Raw genomic sequence first — 17,056 nt, 5'->3', positions numbered from 1 at the left:
CCCCGGACGCCGCCTGCTCCGTACGCCACCCGCCCCGTACTACGCGCTTCAGGCGGCCGGGGCGGCCAGCCAGTCGTCGATCCCGGACAGCAGCTTCTCCCTGACGTCCTGCGGCGCCGCCGAACCCCGTACCGACTGCCGTGCCAGCTCGGCCAGTTCCGCGTCGGTGAAGTCGTGGTACCGGCGCGCGATGTCGTACTGGGCAGCCAGCCGCGAGCCGAACAGCAGCGGGTCGTCCGCGCCGAGCGCCAGGGGCACCCCCGCCTCGAAGAGGGTGCGCAGCGGGACGTCCTCCGGCTTCTCGTAGACACCCAGGGCGACGTTCGACGCGGGGCAGACCTCGCAGGTGATGCCCCGGTCCGCGAGCCGCTTCAGCAGCCGCGGGTCCTCGGCGGCCCGCACCCCGTGCCCGATCCGCGAGGCGTGCAGGTCGTCCAGGCAGTCGCGCACGGAGGCCGGGCCCGTCAGCTCACCGCCGTGCGGCGCGGCCAGCAGGCCGCCCTCCCGGGCGATCGCGAAGGCCCGGTCGAAGTCCCGCGCCATGCCGCGGCGCTCGTCGTTGGAGAGCCCGAAGCCGACGATGCCGCGGTCGGCGTAGCGCACGGCCAGGCGGGCCAGCGTGCGGGCGTCCAGGGGGTGCTTCATCCGGTTCGCGGCGACCAGGACCCGCATGCCGAGCCCGGTCTCGCGCGCGGCCGTGTCCACCGCGTCCAGGATGATCTCCAGGGCCGGGATCAGACCGCCCAGGCGCGGCGCGTACGACGTCGGGTCGACCTGGATCTCCAGCCATCCCGAGCCGTCCCTGATGTCCTCCTCGGCCGCCTCGCGCACGAGCCGCTGGATGTCCTCGGGGTCCCTGAGGCACGACCGCGCCGCGTCGTACAGGCGCTGGAAGCGGAACCAGCCCCGTTCGTCCGTCGCCCGCAGGCTGGGCGGCTCGACGCTCGTCAGCGCGTCGGGCAGGTGGATCCCGTGCTTGTCGGCCAGTTCCAGCAGGGTGGTGTGCCGCATCGAACCGGTGAAGTGCAGGTGCAGATGAGCTTTGGGCAGCTCAGAGACCTTACGTACGTGCTCCATTCAAGGATCCTGCCGCACGCCGGCGCCGCACCGGTAGCACTTTCCCCGAACGTGGTCTTGCTCGCACGAAGAAACGGGCCGCCTCCCCGGAGGGAGACGGCCCGCAGTACCTACTGTGCTGCGCGGAATCAGTCCTTGGCCTCCGCCAGGAGCTTCTGGATCCGCGAGACGCCCTCGACGAGGTCCTCGTCCCCGAGCGCGTACGACAGCCGCAGGTAGCCGGGCGTGCCGAAGGCCTCGCCCGGGACGACCGCCACCTCGACCTCGTCCAGGATCAGCGCGGCCAGCTCCACGGAGTCCTGCGGGCGCCTGCCGCGGATCTCCTTGCCGAGGAGCGCCTTCACCGACGGGTACACGTAGAACGCGCCCTCGGGCTCCGGGCAGAGCACACCCTCGATCTCGTTGAGCATCCGCACGATGGTCCGGCGGCGCCGGTCGAAGGCCTCGCGCATCTCGGCGACGGCCGTCAGGTCGCCCGAGACGGCGGCGATCGCCGCGACCTGGGCGACGTTCGACACGTTGGACGTGGCGTGCGACTGCAGGTTCGTCGCGGCCTTGACGACGTCCTTCGGGCCGATGACCCACCCGACCCGCCAGCCGGTCATCGCGTACGTCTTGGCGACGCCGTTGACCACGATGCACTTGTCGCGCAGCTCCGGGACGACCGCCGGCAGCGAGGTGAAGCCCGCGTCCCCGTAGACGAGGTGCTCGTAGATCTCGTCCGTCAGCACCCACAGGCCGTGCTCGACGGCCCAGCGGCCGATCGCCTCGGTGTCCGCGGCGCTGTAGACGGCGCCCGTCGGGTTGGACGGCGACACGAAGAGGACGACCTTGGTCTTCTCCGTGCGGGCCGCTTCGAGCTGCTCGACCGAGACGCGGTAGCCGGTGGTCTCGTCCGCGACGACCTCCACCGGGACACCGCCGGCGAGACGGATCGACTCGGGGTACGTCGTCCAGTAGGGGGCCGGGACGATGACCTCGTCGCCCGGGTCGAGGATCGCGGCGAACGCCTCGTAGATGGCCTGCTTGCCGCCGTTGGTCACCAGGACCTGGGAGGCGTCCACCTCGTAGTGGGAGTCCCGCAGCGTCTTGGCGACGATCGCCGCCTTCAGCTCGGGCAGGCCGCCGGCCGGCGTGTAGCGGTGGTACTTCGGGTTCCTGCACGCCTCGACGGCGGCCTCGACGATGTAGTCCGGGGTCGGGAAGTCGGGCTCGCCGGCACCGAAGCCGATCACCGGACGCCCGGCGGCCTTGAGGGCCTTCGCCTTGGCGTCCACGGCGAGGGTCGCGGACTCGGAGATCGCACCGACGCGGGCGGAGACCCGGCGCTCGGTGGGAGGGGTTGCAGCGCTCATGGGCCCATCGTTCCAGACCGGAAACGTCCCCGGCACACCGGTTTCACAGACTGGGCACCGCCGGCCGGGGCGCGGACCGGGCGCCGTCAAAGCCCCTGCGGACACTTTCTGTTCGACGACCGGCCGCCGACCACGTACACTCTCACCTCGTTGGCCTTCACCGGCCGCACCCACCCGGTGCACACCGAGCACCCGGGCGGATGCGGTACGTTGTGGGGGAAGCAAAGGGTCGTAGCTCAATTGGTAGAGCACTGGTCTCCAAAACCAGCGGTTGGGGGTTCAAGTCCCTCCGGCCCTGCTACACACTCCTTTCACCAGGATGTGTGCACAAGTACGTACTGCACTGCACTGCACCGCCGCGCGGCTCACGCCGGGCGCGGCACGGCCACGACCCGGAATCAGGTGAGGACGAGTGACGGACGCCGTGGGCTCCATCGACATGCCTGATGCCCAGGATGAGGCGCCGGAGTCCAAGAAGGGCCGTAAGGGCGGCAAGCGTGCCAAGAAGGGCCCGCTGAAGCGCCTCGCCCTCTTCTACCGCCAGATCGTCGCGGAGCTCCGGAAGGTCGTCTGGCCGACCCGCAACCAGCTGACGACGTACACCACAGTGGTGATCGTGTTCGTCGTCATCATGATCGGTCTGGTGACTGTGATTGACTTCGGACTCGACAAGGCCGCCAAGTACGTCTTCGGCTGAGCCTGACGCGAAGGGTGCCGCACCTGGCGCCCGCTTTCGCGTGTTCCACCCCCATGATCCAGGAAGAAGCAGCCACCGTGTCTGACCCGAACCTGAACGACGCCATCGAGCCGCGCGGACAGGACGCCGAGTCCGTTGACGACGAGCTCGACATCGTCGAGGGCGCGGACGTCGAGGACGAGGTCGAGGCTGCCGACGCCGTCGCGGGCGAGCCCGCCGAAGAGGCCGCGGTGAACGTCGAGGACGAGTCCGACGAGGACATCGACGACGCCGAGGCCGCCGCCGGCTCCGACGAGGACGACGACGTCTCCGACGCCGCCACCGAGGAGGCGGAGGAGGAGGCCGAGCCGGTCGACCCCGTCACCGCCCTGCGCGACGAGCTCCGCGCGCTGCCCGGCGAGTGGTACGTCATCCACACGTACGCCGGTTACGAGAACCGCGTGAAGACCAACCTCGAACAGCGTGCCGTCTCGCTGAACGTCGAGGACTTCATCTTCCAGGCCGAGGTGCCGCAGGAAGAGGTCGCGCAGATCAAGAACGGCGAGCGCAAGACCATCAAGCAGAACAAGCTCCCCGGCTACGTGCTGGTGCGCATGGACCTGACGAACGAGTCCTGGGGCGTCGTCCGCAACACCCCCGGCGTCACCGGCTTCGTGGGCAACGCCTACGACCCGTACCCGCTGACGCTCGACGAGATCGTCAAGATGCTCGCCCCCGAGGCCGAGGAGAAGGCCGCCCGCGAGGCGGCCGAGGCCGAGGGCAAGCCGGCTCCGTCCCGCAAGCTCGAGGTCCAGGTGCTGGACTTCGAGGTCGGCGACTCGGTCACCGTCACCGACGGCCCGTTCGCGACGCTGCAGGCGACCATCAACGAGATCAACGCCGACTCGAAGAAGGTCAAGGGCCTCGTCGAGATCTTCGGCCGCGAGACCCCGGTCGAGCTGAGCTTCGACCAGATCCAGAAGAACTGACGTCCTTCCGGACCGTACGTTTCCGACCAGGTCAGACAGGCTCTTGCAGCCCGTCTGACCTGCTCGGTTTTTGGCCGCGCACAGATACCCGTTATCGTTGTGCGGTATGCCTCCATCCGGATGATCCGGAATGGAGGCTGGAAACTCTCACTAGGACCCGGAGAGAGCAATGCCTCCCAAGAAGAAGAAGGTCACGGGGCTCATCAAGCTCCAGATCCAGGCCGGTGCGGCCAACCCGGCTCCGCCGGTCGGCCCCGCGCTGGGCCAGCACGGCGTCAACATCATGGAGTTCTGCAAGGCCTACAACGCCGCGACCGAGTCGCAGCGCGGCTGGGTCATCCCGGTGGAGATCACGGTCTACGAGGACCGCTCCTTCACCTTCATCACCAAGACCCCGCCGGCCGCGAAGATGATCCTCAGGGCCGCCGGTGTCGAGAAGGGCTCGGGCGAGCCGCACAAGACCAAGGTCGCCAAGATCACGCAGGCGCAGGTCCGCGAGATCGCCACGACCAAGCTGGCCGACCTGAACGCCAACGACCTGGACGCCGCGTCGAAGATCATCGCCGGCACCGCCCGTTCCATGGGCATCACGGTCGAGGGCTGATCCCCACCTTCGCAGACACCGTGGCAGGGCCTGCTCGGCCCCTACCACGACTCCTCAGAACACAACAGGAGCAGTAGTGAGCAAGCGCAGCAAGTCTCTCCGCGCTGCGGACGCCAAGATCGACCGGGAGAAGCTGTACGCCCCGCTCGAAGCCGTCCGTCTCGCCAAGGAGACCTCCACCTCCAAGTTCGACGGCACCGTCGAGGTCGCCTTCCGTCTGGGTGTCGACCCGCGCAAGGCCGACCAGATGGTCCGCGGCACCGTGAACCTCCCGCACGGCACCGGTAAGACCGCCCGGGTCCTGGTCTTCGCGACCGGTGACCGTGCCGAGGCCGCGACCGCCGCCGGCGCCGACATCGTCGGTTCCGACGAACTCATCGACGAGGTGGCGAAGGGCCGGCTGGACTTCGACGCCGTCGTCGCCACCCCGGACCTCATGGGCAAGGTCGGCCGCCTGGGCCGTGTCCTCGGCCCGCGTGGTCTGATGCCGAACCCGAAGACGGGCACCGTGACCCCGGACGTGGCCAAGGCCGTGACCGAGATCAAGGGCGGCAAGATCGAGTTCCGCGTCGACAAGCACTCGAACCTGCACTTCATCATCGGCAAGGCGTCGTTCGACGACAGCCAGCTGGTGGAGAACTACGGCGCCGCGCTCGACGAGATCCTCCGTCTGAAGCCGTCGGCCGCCAAGGGGCGCTACATCAAGAAGGCCGCGATCAGCACGACGATCGGCCCCGGCGTCCCGGTCGACCCGAACCGCACCCGCAACCTCCTCGTCGAGGAGGACCCGGCCGCCGTCTGAGCCTGACGCTCACCGGCAGCCGCGTCACGCACGCGACATCAGGACGGGCCCCGCAACCTTTCGAGGTGCGGGGCCCGTCTCTGTGTCCGGTGCCCGTTTTCCGGGTCCGGTGTCGGTGCCCTGCGCTAGCGTGCGGGGCACAGGAATCGCATAGGGGGACGAATGATGAGCACGTACGCGCGTCGGGTGGCCGTCTCGATAGCGGTGGCCGCCGCTCTGACCGGGGTCGCGGCCTGCAGCGGGTCGGACTCGGACGGGGGCTCGGACCCGGCCTCCGGGGACGACAGGGGGAAGAGCGGGACGGCGTCGCGGCTGAGCCCGATCGCGGCCCTGCGGTCCGTGGAGAAGAGCACCGGCGGCGCGGACTCCGCCCAGGTCGAGTCCACCACCACCATGGGCACGATGATGTCGATGAAGGCGGACGGCACCCTCGGCTGGGCCGACGGCCTCACCGGCAACCTGACGATCACGTACACCGGCGGCACGATGGCCGACCAGATGCGCCAGCTGGGCACCACCTCCATGGAGGCCCGCTACCTGCCCGACGCCTACTACGCGAAGATGGGCGACAAGTTCGCCGAGCAGTCCGGCGGCAAGCACTGGATCAAGTACGCGTACGACGACCTGGCGCGACTGGGCGGCGGATCGGGCGCGTACATGAAGGACCAGATGCAGAACACCACCCCGAATCAGTCGGTGAAGCTCCTGCTGGCCTCCGGGAACGTGAAGAAGGTCGGCGAGGAGAAGGTGCGCGGCGAGGACACCACGCACTACTCGGGCACGGTCGACGTGGCGGACCTCGCGGGCCAGAGCTCGAACCTCTCCGCGGACCAGCTGGCCGACCTGAAGCGCCAGCTGCAGCAGGCCGGGGTGACCACCGAGACGATCGACATCTGGGTGAACGACGACGACCTGCTGGTCAAGAAGACCGAGAAGGGCGAGCTGGCGACCGGCTCGATGTCCTCCACGGCGTACTACAGCGACTACGGGGTGGACGTCTCCGTGGAGGAGCCCGCGGCGGGCGACACCGCCGACTTCAAGGACCTCATGCAGACCCAGCCGGCGGGCTGACCGCGACCGGACGGCCCCCAGGCGTCACGGAGGACGGTCACAGGCGTCACAGGGGCCTCACAGGAACTCGGAGGCCCCTCCCGACCCCCCCTGGGATACGCTCACGTTTCATCTGTGAATCGCATGTATGTTCCTTGGGGGGAACCATGAAGTTTTCTGTGCGCGGGTCCGTACGGCACCGGGCGACGGGCGCGGCGCTCGCGGCGCTCGTCCTCGGCGGGGGCGTCGTCGGCTGTTCGAAGGACTCCGGGAGCGAGTCGCCGGAGATGACGCCCGCCGCGGCCGTCGCGAAGGCCGCGAAGAAGACGGAGGACATCACCTCCCTCAGCTACCGGATGACCGGCAGGACCCCGGAGGAGGGGCGCGTCAAGGCCGAGGCCCGGATGCGGATGAAGCCCGACCTCGCCATGAGCATGAAGATGACCGCCCTCGACCAGGGCGAGGACGGCACCGCCGAGATCCGCCTGGTCGACAAGGTGATGTACATCGGCGGGGGCGCCGCGGCCGCCAAGGAGATGGACGGCAAGAGCTGGATGAAGTTCGACATGTCCGGGCTGGACGACGACGCGCTGGGCGGCGGCGGTGCGCCGGGCGCGGGGACGGCCGACAAGAACCCGGCGCAGGAGTCCACCTTCCTCACCGGCTCCAAGAACGTGAAGAAGGTCGGCACGGAGAAGGTCGAGGGCGTCGAGACCACCCACTACAAGGGCACGGTCACCCTCGACCAGTTCCGCGACTCCCTGAAGGGCGAGGACAAGGCCACCCGCGAGAAGCGGGAGAAGAGCCTGGAGCAGTACGAGAAGATGGGCGTGGACAAGCTCACGATGGACATGTGGGTCGACGGCGAGGACCACACCAAGCAGTTCCGCATGCAGGGCGCCGCCGACAAGGGCAAGCTCGACATGACCATCACCTTCCTCGACTACAACAAGCCCGTGACGGTCGAGGCCCCGCCGGCCAAGGACGTCATGGACCTCGCCGAGATGATGGGCGACCTGGAGGGCTGATCCGGCCCGCCCGGACCGGCCCGGGGCGCGGATTTGCTTGACAGTGCCCCGTTCACGTAACCTTCCACAGAAGCCAAAGACCGCTGGTCGTCGCCGTGCTCTCGCAAGAGGAACCGGTGACCGAAGGATCCGCTGAATTGCGGACGACCCGCGCAGGTGACTGTGGATGAGCTCCCGGACAGCCCGTATCCCGTACGGAACCGTTCGGTGGAGCCACGCCCCGTGCGCCTGCGCCGGGGCGTTTCGTTTTCCCAGTCTCCTTCTGAGCGGTCCTCATCACCCGGAAGGAGGCCACGCTTATGGCAAGGCCCGACAAGGCTGCCGCGGTAGCCGAGCTCGCGGACCAGTTCCGCAGCTCGAACGCCGCTGTGCTGACCGAGTACCGGGGTCTCACCGTGGCGCAGCTCAAGACGCTGCGCCGTTCGCTCGGTGAAGACGCCCAGTACGCCGTGGTGAAGAACACGCTGACCAAGATCGCGGCCAACGAGGCCGGGATCTCCACGCTCGACGACCTGTTCAACGGTCCGACGGCGGTTGCCTTCATCTCCGGTGACCCGGTGACGTCGGCGAAGGGTCTTCGTGACTTCGCCAAGGACAACCCGAACCTCGTCATCAAGGGCGGTGTCCTTGACGGCAAGGCGCTGTCCGCCGACGAGATCAAGAAGCTTGCGGACCTCGAGTCCCGCGAGGTTCTGCTCGCCAAGCTGGCGGGCGCCATGAAGGGCAAGCAGTCCCAGGCTGCCGCGCTCTTCCAGGCGCTTCCCTCGAAGTTCGTCCGCACCGCGGAGGCGCTTCGTGCCAAGCAGGCCGAGCAGGGCGGTGCCGAGTAATTCGGCTCGCTTGTTGACCGCCGCCCCGGGGCGACGGTCGTAGCGGGCCGAACGTACGCCCGCCTCACCAGTACATCCGGCACCTGCCGAATTAGTGGAAGGACGCCATCATGGCGAAGCTGTCCCAGGAAGAGCTGCTCGCGCAGTTCGAGAACCTCACCCTCATCGAGCTCGCCGAGTTCGTGAAGGCCTTCGAGGAGAAGTTCGACGTCACCGCCGCCGCCCCGGTCGCCGTTGCCGGTGGTCCGGTCGCCGGTGCCCCGGCCGAGGCCGCTGAGGAGCAGGACGAGTTCGACGTCATCCTCACCGGTGCCGGCGACAAGAAGATCCAGGTCATCAAGGTCGTGCGTGAGCTGACCTCGCTGGGTCTCAAGGAGGCCAAGGACCTCGTGGACGGCGCCCCGAAGCCCGTTCTCGAGAAGGTCGCCAAGGACGCCGCCGAGAAGGCTGCCGAGTCCCTCAAGGGCGCCGGCGCCTCCGTCGAGGTCAAGTGACCCCACGAGTCCGCTGAGGACTCCTGCGGCCGGTACAGCGGCTGAATCCGCGCTGTAACGCTGACGCACCGAAGAGCGATCACCCAACTGGGTGGTCGCTCTTCGGCGTTCGAGGGGGCCGTGCGGCGACAGTCTTGCGGGGCCGGTCGCGGCGAGTATGGTGATCTTCGTCCGTGCCTCCGGCCGCCCGTGACGGGCCGCAGGGCGGGGTGCAAGGCGGGTTGCAGGATGGACGCACGTGACGACGGCAGTACCCGGTTCGGGCTTGGGGGGCCTTGACGAACCGCACGCAGCGCGCAATTCTCAGGACGCGTCGTCACAACGATCCGGATCCGAGGCATGGATCGGCGGCGAAGAGGGCAGTATCGATGTGCATCGAGGGCGCGGCTTGCAGCAGGGGTTGAGAACAACGAGGGTCTTCAAAAACCCGCACTGGACATCAGTGGGCCTAGTGGCTACACTGACCCTTTGCGCTGCCTGTTAGCTGCCTCCTGCCCGTCACCAGGGGCATACCCTCGCTTGAGCATCGTGGATGGAACCGGCTCCGACCTGGTCGTATTCGACCGGTCCGGAAAAAGTCCCTCCCCCTGCCCCGCTTGGGACCGGTACGCGCGTAGTGAGTCCGAGCCCTCGGAAGGACCCCCTCTTGGCCGCCTCGCGCACTGCCTCCGCGAATACGAACAACGGCGCCAGCACCGCCCCGCTGCGCATTTCCTTTGCAAAGATCAAGGAGCCCCTCGAGGTTCCGAACCTTCTTGCGCTGCAGACCGAAAGCTTCGACTGGCTGCTCGGCAACGATGCGTGGAAGGCTCGTGTCGAGGCGGCTCTGGACAGTGGACAGGACGTCCCCACCAAGTCCGGTCTCGAAGAGATCTTCGAGGAGATCTCCCCGATCGAGGACTTCTCAGGGTCGATGTCCCTGACGTTCCGCGACCACCGCTTCGAGCCTCCGAAGAACTCCATCGACGAGTGCAAGGAGCGCGACTTCACGTTCGCCGCCCCGCTCTTCGTCACCGCCGAGTTCACCAACAACGAGACCGGCGAGATCAAGTCCCAGACGGTCTTCATGGGCGACTTCCCGCTCATGACCAACAAGGGCACCTTCGTCATCAACGGCACCGAGCGTGTCGTGGTGTCGCAGCTCGTCCGCTCGCCGGGCGTCTACTTCGACTCCTCCATCGACAAGACGTCCGACAAGGACATCTTCTCCGCCAAGGTCATCCCCTCGCGTGGTGCCTGGCTGGAGATGGAGATCGACAAGCGCGACATGGTCGGCGTCCGCATCGACCGCAAGCGCAAGCAGTCCGTCACCGTCCTGCTCAAGGCCCTCGGTTGGACGACCGAGCAGATCCTCGAGGAGTTCGGCGAGTACGAGTCCATGCGCGCCACCCTGGAGAAGGACCACACCCAGGGCCAGGACGACGCGCTGCTCGACATCTACCGCAAGCTGCGTCCGGGCGAGCCCCCGACCCGTGAGGCCGCGCAGACGCTGCTCGAGAACCTCTACTTCAACCCCAAGCGCTACGACCTCGCGAAGGTCGGCCGCTACAAGGTCAACAAGAAGCTGGGCGGCGACGCCCCGCTGGACGCCGGCATCCTGACCGTCGAGGACATCATCTCGACGATCAAGTACCTGGTGAAGCTGCACGCCGGTGAGACCGAGACGGTCATGGGCGACAACAACGCCTCGATCGTCGTCGAGACCGACGACATCGACCACTTCGGCAACCGCCGTCTGCGCAACGTGGGCGAGCTCATCCAGAACCAGGTCCGTACGGGTCTGGCGCGTATGGAGCGAGTCGTCCGCGAGCGGATGACGACCCAGGACGTCGAGGCGATCACGCCGCAGACCCTGATCAACATCCGGCCGGTCGTCGCCTCCATCAAGGAGTTCTTCGGCACCAGCCAGCTGTCGCAGTTCATGGACCAGAACAACCCGCTGTCGGGTCTCACCCACAAGCGCCGCCTGTCGGCGCTCGGTCCGGGTGGTCTCTCCCGTGAGCGGGCCGGCTTCGAGGTCCGTGACGTGCACCCCTCGCACTACGGCCGCATGTGCCCGATCGAGACCCCCGAAGGCCCGAACATCGGCCTGATCGGCTCGCTCGCCTCCTACGGCCGGGTCAACGCGTTCGGTTTCGTCGAGACGCCGTACCGCCGGGTCACCGACGGTGTCGTCACCGACGAGGTCGACTACCTGACCGCCGACGAGGAGGACCGCTTCGTCATCGCGCAGGCCAACGCCGTGCTCGACGACGATCTGCGCTTCGCCGAGGCCCGCGTCCTGGTCCGCCGCCGCGGCGGTGAGGTCGACTACGTCCCCGGTGACGACGTCGACTACATGGACGTCTCGCCGCGCCAGATGGTGTCGGTCGCGACCGCCATGATCCCGTTCCTCGAGCACGACGACGCCAACCGTGCCCTCATGGGCGCGAACATGATGCGTCAGGCCGTGCCGCTGATCACCGCCGAGGCCCCCCTCGTCGGTACGGGCATGGAGTACCGCTGCGCCGTCGACGCCGGCGACGTCATCAAGGCCGAGAAGGCCGGTGTCGTCCAGGAGGTCTCCGCCGACTACGTCACCGTCGCCAACGACGACGGCACGTACACCACCTACCGGGTGGCCAAGTTCTCCCGCTCGAACCAGGGGACCTCGGTCAACCAGAAGGTCGTCGTCGACGAGGGCGACCGGGTCGTCGAGAACCAGGTTCTCGCCGACGGTCCGGCCACCCAGGAAGGCGAGATGGCGCTGGGCAAGAACCTGCTCGTCGCCTTCATGCCGTGGGAGGGTCACAACTACGAGGACGCGATCATCCTGTCGCAGCGCCTCGTGCAGGACGACGTCCTCTCCTCGATCCACATCGAGGAGCACGAGGTCGACGCCCGTGACACCAAGCTCGGCCCCGAGGAGATCACCCGGGACATCCCGAACGTCTCCGAGGAGGTCCTCGCCGACCTCGACGAGCGCGGCATCATCCGCATCGGTGCCGAGGTCGTCGCCGGCGACATCCTGGTCGGCAAGGTCACGCCCAAGGGCGAGACCGAGCTGACCCCGGAGGAGCGCCTGCTGCGCGCGATCTTCGGCGAGAAGGCCCGTGAGGTCCGTGACACCTCGCTGAAGGTGCCGCACGGCGAGATCGGCAAGGTCATCGGCGTCCGCGTCTTCGACCGTGAAGAGGGCGACGAGCTGCCGCCGGGCGTGAACCAGCTGGTCCGCGTCTACGTGGCGCAGAAGCGCAAGATCACGGACGGTGACAAGCTCGCCGGCCGCCACGGCAACAAGGGCGTCATCTCCAAGATCCTCCCGATCGAGGACATGCCGTTCCTGGAGGACGGCACGCCCGTCGACATCATCCTCAACCCGCTGGGTGTCCCGTCCCGAATGAACCCGGGACAGGTCCTGGAGATCCACCTCGGCTGGCTCGCCAGCCGCGGCTGGGACGTCTCCGGCCTCGCGGACGACTGGGCGCAGCGCCTTCAGGCCATCGAGGCCGACAAGGTCGACCCGGGCACGAACGTCGCCACCCCCGTCTTCGACGGTGCGCGCGAGGACGAGCTCGCGGGTCTGCTGCAGCACACGATCCCGAACCGCGACGGCGAGCGCATGGTGCTCCCGACCGGCAAGGCGCCGCTGTTCGACGGCCGCTCCGGCGAGCCGTTCCCGGAGCCGATCTCGGTCGGCTACATGTACATCCTCAAGCTCCACCACCTGGTCGACGACAAGCTGCACGCCCGGTCGACCGGTCCGTACTCGATGATCACCCAGCAGCCGCTGGGTGGTAAGGCCCAGTTCGGTGGCCAGCGCTTCGGTGAGATGGAGGTGTGGGCGCTGGAGGCTTACGGCGCCGCGTACGCCCTCCAGGAGCTCCTGACCATCAAGTCCGACGACGTGACCGGTCGCGTGAAGGTCTACGAGGCCATCGTCAAGGGCGAGAACATCCCTGAGCCCGGCATTCCCGAGTCCTTCAAGGTGCTCATCAAGGAAATGCAGTCGCTCTGCCTCAACGTGGAGGTGCTGTCCTCGGACGGCATGTCCATCGAGATGCGCGACACGGACGAGGACGTCTTCCGCGCAGCGGAGGAGCTCGGTATCGACCTGTCCCGGCGCGAGCCGAGCAGCGTCGAAGAGGTCTGACGGGTCTGGCCGGGGCTCGCTGAACACGAGCCCCGGCTAACCAACCCCGGACCCCAGTCAGACCAGTGAAGAATCGACCCCGAAAGAGGGATTGACGACAAGTGCTCGACGTCAACTTCTTCGACGAGCTGCGGATCGGCCTCGCCACCGCTGACGACATCCGTCAGTGGTCCCACGGTGAGGTCAAGAAGCCGGAGACCATCAACTACCGCACCCTCAAGCCGGAAAAGGACGGGCTCTTCTGCGAGAAGATCTTCGGTCCGACCCGGGACTGGGAGTGCTACTGCGGCAAGTACAAGCGCGTCCGCTTCAAGGGCATCATCTGCGAGCGCTGCGGCGTCGAGGTCACTCGCGCCAAGGTGCGTCGTGAGCGGATGGGCCACATCGAGCTGGCCGCTCCCGTCACCCACATCTGGTACTTCAAGGGCGTTCCGTCGCGGCTGGGCTACCTGCTCGACCTCGCCCCGAAGGACCTCGAAAAGGTCATCTACTTCGCCGCGTACATGATCACGTACGTCGACGACGAGCGCCGTACGCGCGACCTGCCCTCGCTGGAGGCGCACGTCTCCGTCGAGCGCCAGCAGGTCGAGAACCGCCGCGACTCCGACCTGGAGGCCCGCGCCAAGAAGCTCGAGACCGACCTGGCCGAGCTTGAGGCCGAGGGTGCCAAGGCCGACGTGCGCCGCAAGGTGCGCGAAGGCGCCGAGCGCGAGATGAAGCAGCTGCGCGACCGCGCGCAGCGCGAGATCGACCGTCTCGACGAGGTGTGGACCCGCTTCAAGAACCTCAAGGTCCAGGACCTCGAAGGTGACGAGCTGCTCTACCGCGAGCTGCGGGACCGCTTCGGTACCTACTTCGACGGTTCGATGGGTGCCGCGGCGCTGCAGAAGCGCCTGGAGTCCTTCGACCTGGAGGAGGAGGCCGAGCGCCTCCGCGAGATCATCCGTACCGGCAAGGGCCAGAAGAAGACCCGTGCGCTCAAGCGCCTCAAGGTCGTCTCCGCGTTCCTGCAGACCAGCAACAGCCCCAAGGGCATGGTGCTCGACTGCGTGCCGGTCATCCCGCCGGACCTCCGCCCGATGGTGCAGCTGGACGGTGGCCGCTTCGCGACCTCCGACCTGAACGACCTGTACCGCCGTGTGATCAACCGCAACAACCGCCTGAAGCGGCTTCTCGACCTCGGCGCGCCCGAGATCATCGTGAACAACGAGAAGCGCATGCTCCAGGAGGCCGTGGACGCCCTCTTCGACAACGGTCGTCGCGGTCGCCCGGTCACCGGTCCCGGCAACCGCCCGCTGAAGTCCCTGAGCGACATGCTCAAGGGCAAGCAGGGTCGTTTCCGCCAGAACCTGCTCGGCAAGCGCGTGGACTACTCCGCGCGTTCCGTGATCGTCGTCGGTCCGCAGCTCAAGCTGCACCAGTGCGGTCTGCCGAAGGCGATGGCGCTGGAGCTCTTCAAGCCGTTCGTGATGAAGCGCCTGGTGGACCTGAACCACGCGCAGAACATCAAGAGCGCCAAGCGCATGGTGGAGCGCGGCCGCACGGTCGTGTACGACGTCCTCGAAGAGGTCATCGCCGAGCACCCGGTTCTGCTGAACCGTGCTCCCACCCTGCACCGCCTGGGCATCCAGGCCTTCGAGCCGCAGCTGGTCGAGGGCAAGGCCATCCAGATCCACCCGCTCGTCTGCACCGCGTTCAACGCGGACTTCGACGGTGACCAGATGGCCGTGCACCTGCCGCTCTCCGCGGAGGCGCAGGCCGAGGCCCGCATCCTGATGCTGTCCTCGAACAACATCCTCAAGCCCGCCGACGGCCGTCCGGTGACGATGCCGACCCAGGACATGGTCCTCGGTCTGTTCTTCCTCACCACCGACGGCGAGCTGCGGGACGTCAAGGGCGAGGGCCGGTCGTTCGGCTCCACGGCCGAGGCGATCATGGCGTTCGACGCCGGCGAGCTCTCGCTGCAGTCGCGCGTGGACATCCGCTTCCCGGTGGGCACCATCCCGCCGCGCGGCTGGACCCCGCCGGCCCGCGAGGAGGGCGAGCCGGAGTGGCAGCAGGGTGACACCTTCCGCCTGAACACCACCCTGGGTCGCGCGCTCTTCAACGAGCTGCTGCCCGAGGACTACCCGTTCGTCGACTACGAGGTCGGCAAGAAGCAGCTCTCCGAGATCGTCAACGACCTCGCCGAGCGCTACCCCAAGGTCATCGTGGCGGCGACGCTCGACAACCTGAAGGCGGCCGGCTTCTTCTGGGCGACCCGTTCCGGCGTCACCGTGGCCATCTCCGACATCGTCGTCCCCGACGCGAAGCGCGAGATCGTCAAGGGCTACGAGGACCAGGACGAGAAGGTCCAGAAGCAGTACGAGCGCGGTCTGATCACCAAGGACGAGCGCACGCAGGAGCTCATCGCGATCTGGACCAAGGCGACCAACGAGGTCGCCGAGGCGATGAACGCGAACTTCCCGAAGACCAACCCGGTCTCGATGATGGTGAACTCCGGCGCCCGCGGAAACATGATGCAGATGCGCCAGATCGCCGGTATGCGCGGTCTGGTGTCGAACGCAAAGAACGAGACGATCCCGCGTCCCATCAAGGCGTCCTTCCGCGAGGGCCTGTCCGTGCTGGAGTACTTCATCTCCACGCACGGTGCCCGTAAGGGTCTGGCGGACACCGCCCTGCGTACCGCCGACTCGGGTTACCTCACCCGTCGTCTGGTGGACGTCTCGCAGGACGTCATCATCCGCGAGGAGGACTGCGGCACCGACCGCGGCCTGCGCCTGTCGATCGCCGAGCGCGGCGCCGACGGCGTCCTGCGCAAGGCGGAGAACGTCGAGACCAGCGTGTACGCACGTGCGCTGGCCGAGGACATCACCGTCGACGGGCGGGTGCTGGCCCCGGCCAACACCGACCTCGGCGACGTCCTCATCGACGAGCTGGTCAAGCACGGCATCGAGGAGGTCAAGACCCGTTCGGTCCTGACCTGCGAGTCCGCCGTCGGCACCTGCGCCATGTGCTACGGCCGTTCGCTGGCCACCGGCAAGCTGGTCGACATCGGTGAGGCGGTCGGCATCATCGCCGCCCAGTCCATCGGTGAGCCCGGTACGCAGCTGACGATGCGCACCTTCCACACCGGTGGTGTGGCCGGTGACGACATCACCCAGGGTCTGCCCCGTGTCGTCGAGCTCTTCGAGGCCCGTACGCCCAAGGGTGTCGCCCCGATCTCCGAGGCCTCCGGCCGCGTGCGGATCGAGGAGACCGAGAAGACCAAGAAGATCGTCGTCACCCCGGACGACGGCAGCGACGAGACGGCGTTCCCGATCTCGAAGCGTGCCCGTCTGCTGGTCAGCGAGGGCGAGCACGTCGAGGTGGGCCAGAAGCTCACCGTGGGTGCCACCAACCCGCACGACGTGCTGCGCATCCTGGGTCAGCGCGCCGTCCAGGTCCACCTGGTCGGCGAGGTCCAGCGGGTCTACAACTCGCAGGGTGTGTCGATCCACGACAAGCACATCGAGATCATCATCCGGCAGATGCTGCGCCGGGTGACGATCATCGAGTCGGGCGACGCGGAGCTGCTGCCCGGCGAGCTCGTCGAGCGGTCGAAGTTCGAGACCGAGAACCGTCGTGTGGTGCAGGAAGGCGGCCACCCGGCCTCCGGCCGTCCGCAGCTGATGGGTATCACCAAGGCCTCGCTCGCCACCGAGTCGTGGCTGTCGGCGGCGTCCTTCCAGGAGACGACCAGGGTTCTGACGGACGCGGCGATCAACGCCAAGTCCGACTCCCTGATCGGCCTCAAGGAGAACGTCATCATCGGTAAGCTCATCCCGGCCGGTACGGGTCTGTCCCGCTACCGCAACATCCGGGTCGAGCCGACCGAGGAGGCCAAGGCCGCGATGTACTCGGCCGTCGGCTACGACGACATCGACTACTCGCCGTTCGGCACGGGCTCCGGCCAGGCCGTCCCGCTGGAGGACTACGACTACGGTCCGTACAACCAGTGAGCGGGGCGCCTGATCCGG

The 17,056-nt window shown here is 67.6% G+C and carries 12 protein-coding genes and 1 tRNA gene; 11 read left to right on the top strand and 2 right to left on the bottom strand.

Annotation, left to right across the window (positions count from 1 at the left end; genetic code table 11):
* Positions 1–48: 48 nt before the first annotated feature.
* Positions 49–1,077, bottom strand: coding sequence for an adenosine deaminase (locus FGF04_RS16275; protein ID WP_149511998.1), 1,029 nt, complete (start codon positions 1,075–1,077; stop codon positions 49–51).
* 128 nt (positions 1,078–1,205) lie between these two features.
* The gene (locus tag FGF04_RS16270; RefSeq protein WP_149511997.1) at positions 1,206–2,432 is read right to left on the bottom strand and encodes a pyridoxal phosphate-dependent aminotransferase; all 1,227 of its coding nucleotides are present in this window, start codon (positions 2,430–2,432) and stop codon (positions 1,206–1,208) included.
* A gap of 225 nt (positions 2,433–2,657) precedes the next feature.
* Here FGF04_RS16270 and FGF04_RS16265 point away from each other — a divergent pair.
* The 11 genes from FGF04_RS16265 (at position 2,658) to FGF04_RS16210 (ending at position 17,038) form a co-directional block, all read left to right on the top strand.
* Positions 2,658–2,730 (top strand) — tRNA-Trp (locus tag FGF04_RS16265).
* A gap of 114 nt (positions 2,731–2,844) precedes the next feature.
* Positions 2,845–3,129 carry a preprotein translocase subunit SecE gene (gene secE / locus FGF04_RS16260; RefSeq protein WP_149511996.1) on the top strand — a complete coding sequence of 95 codons (285 nt, stop codon included), beginning with the start codon at positions 2,845–2,847 and terminating at the stop codon, positions 3,127–3,129.
* Positions 3,130–3,206: 77 nt separating this feature from the next.
* Positions 3,207–4,097 (top strand): transcription termination/antitermination protein NusG, encoded by an 891-nt coding sequence (nusG, locus tag FGF04_RS16255; protein ID WP_149511995.1) that lies wholly within the window; start codon positions 3,207–3,209, stop codon positions 4,095–4,097.
* 169 nt (positions 4,098–4,266) lie between these two features.
* Positions 4,267–4,701, top strand: a complete 435-nt coding sequence (gene rplK, locus FGF04_RS16250; RefSeq protein WP_149511994.1) for a 50S ribosomal protein L11 — start codon at positions 4,267–4,269, stop codon at positions 4,699–4,701.
* A gap of 76 nt (positions 4,702–4,777) precedes the next feature.
* A complete protein-coding gene (gene rplA / locus FGF04_RS16245; RefSeq protein WP_149511993.1) occupies positions 4,778–5,503 on the top strand; it encodes a 50S ribosomal protein L1 in 726 nt (241 codons plus the stop codon).
* Between the two features lie 162 nt (positions 5,504–5,665).
* Positions 5,666–6,574, top strand: coding sequence for a hypothetical protein (locus tag FGF04_RS16240; protein WP_149511992.1), 909 nt, complete (start codon positions 5,666–5,668; stop codon positions 6,572–6,574).
* Positions 6,575–6,720: 146 nt separating this feature from the next.
* A complete protein-coding gene (locus tag FGF04_RS16235) occupies positions 6,721–7,581 on the top strand; it encodes a LolA-like protein (protein ID WP_149511991.1) in 861 nt (286 codons plus the stop codon).
* A 299-nt stretch (positions 7,582–7,880) separates the two neighbouring features.
* A complete protein-coding gene (gene rplJ / locus FGF04_RS16230) occupies positions 7,881–8,411 on the top strand; it encodes a 50S ribosomal protein L10 (RefSeq protein ID WP_149511990.1) in 531 nt (176 codons plus the stop codon).
* A gap of 110 nt (positions 8,412–8,521) precedes the next feature.
* Positions 8,522–8,905: a 50S ribosomal protein L7/L12 gene (gene rplL / locus FGF04_RS16225; RefSeq protein WP_149511989.1), complete on the top strand. Its 384-nt coding sequence runs from the start codon at positions 8,522–8,524 to the stop codon at positions 8,903–8,905.
* A gap of 646 nt (positions 8,906–9,551) precedes the next feature.
* Positions 9,552–13,037 carry a DNA-directed RNA polymerase subunit beta gene (gene rpoB, locus FGF04_RS16215; RefSeq protein WP_149511988.1) on the top strand — a complete coding sequence of 1,162 codons (3,486 nt, stop codon included), beginning with the start codon at positions 9,552–9,554 and terminating at the stop codon, positions 13,035–13,037.
* Between the two features lie 101 nt (positions 13,038–13,138).
* Positions 13,139–17,038, top strand: a complete 3,900-nt coding sequence (locus tag FGF04_RS16210) for a DNA-directed RNA polymerase subunit beta' (RefSeq protein ID WP_149511987.1) — start codon at positions 13,139–13,141, stop codon at positions 17,036–17,038.
* Positions 17,039–17,056: the final 18 nt, after the last annotated feature.

This window comes from Streptomyces apricus, from assembly GCF_008369065.1.
Classification (GTDB): Bacteria; Actinomycetota; Actinomycetes; order Streptomycetales; family Streptomycetaceae; genus Streptomyces; species Streptomyces apricus.
The sequence above is the reverse complement of the archived record's forward strand: the minus strand, read 5'-3'. Positions and strand labels throughout refer to the sequence as shown.

Excerpts from the sequence above, each read along its gene's own strand:
- FGF04_RS16235 (WP_149511991.1), top strand. The coding sequence starts at position 6,721 with ATGAAGTTTTCTGTGCGCGGGTCCGTACGGCACCGGGCGACGGGCGCG.
- FGF04_RS16270 (WP_149511997.1), bottom strand. The coding sequence starts at position 2,432 with ATGAGCGCTGCAACCCCTCCCACCGAGCGCCGGGTCTCCGCCCGCGTC.
- rplK (WP_149511994.1), top strand. The coding sequence starts at position 4,267 with ATGCCTCCCAAGAAGAAGAAGGTCACGGGGCTCATCAAGCTCCAGATC.
- FGF04_RS16240 (WP_149511992.1), top strand. The coding sequence starts at position 5,666 with ATGATGAGCACGTACGCGCGTCGGGTGGCCGTCTCGATAGCGGTGGCC.
- FGF04_RS16275 (WP_149511998.1), bottom strand. The coding sequence starts at position 1,077 with ATGGAGCACGTACGTAAGGTCTCTGAGCTGCCCAAAGCTCATCTGCAC.
- rplJ (WP_149511990.1), top strand. The coding sequence starts at position 7,881 with ATGGCAAGGCCCGACAAGGCTGCCGCGGTAGCCGAGCTCGCGGACCAG.
- rplL (WP_149511989.1), top strand. The coding sequence starts at position 8,522 with ATGGCGAAGCTGTCCCAGGAAGAGCTGCTCGCGCAGTTCGAGAACCTC.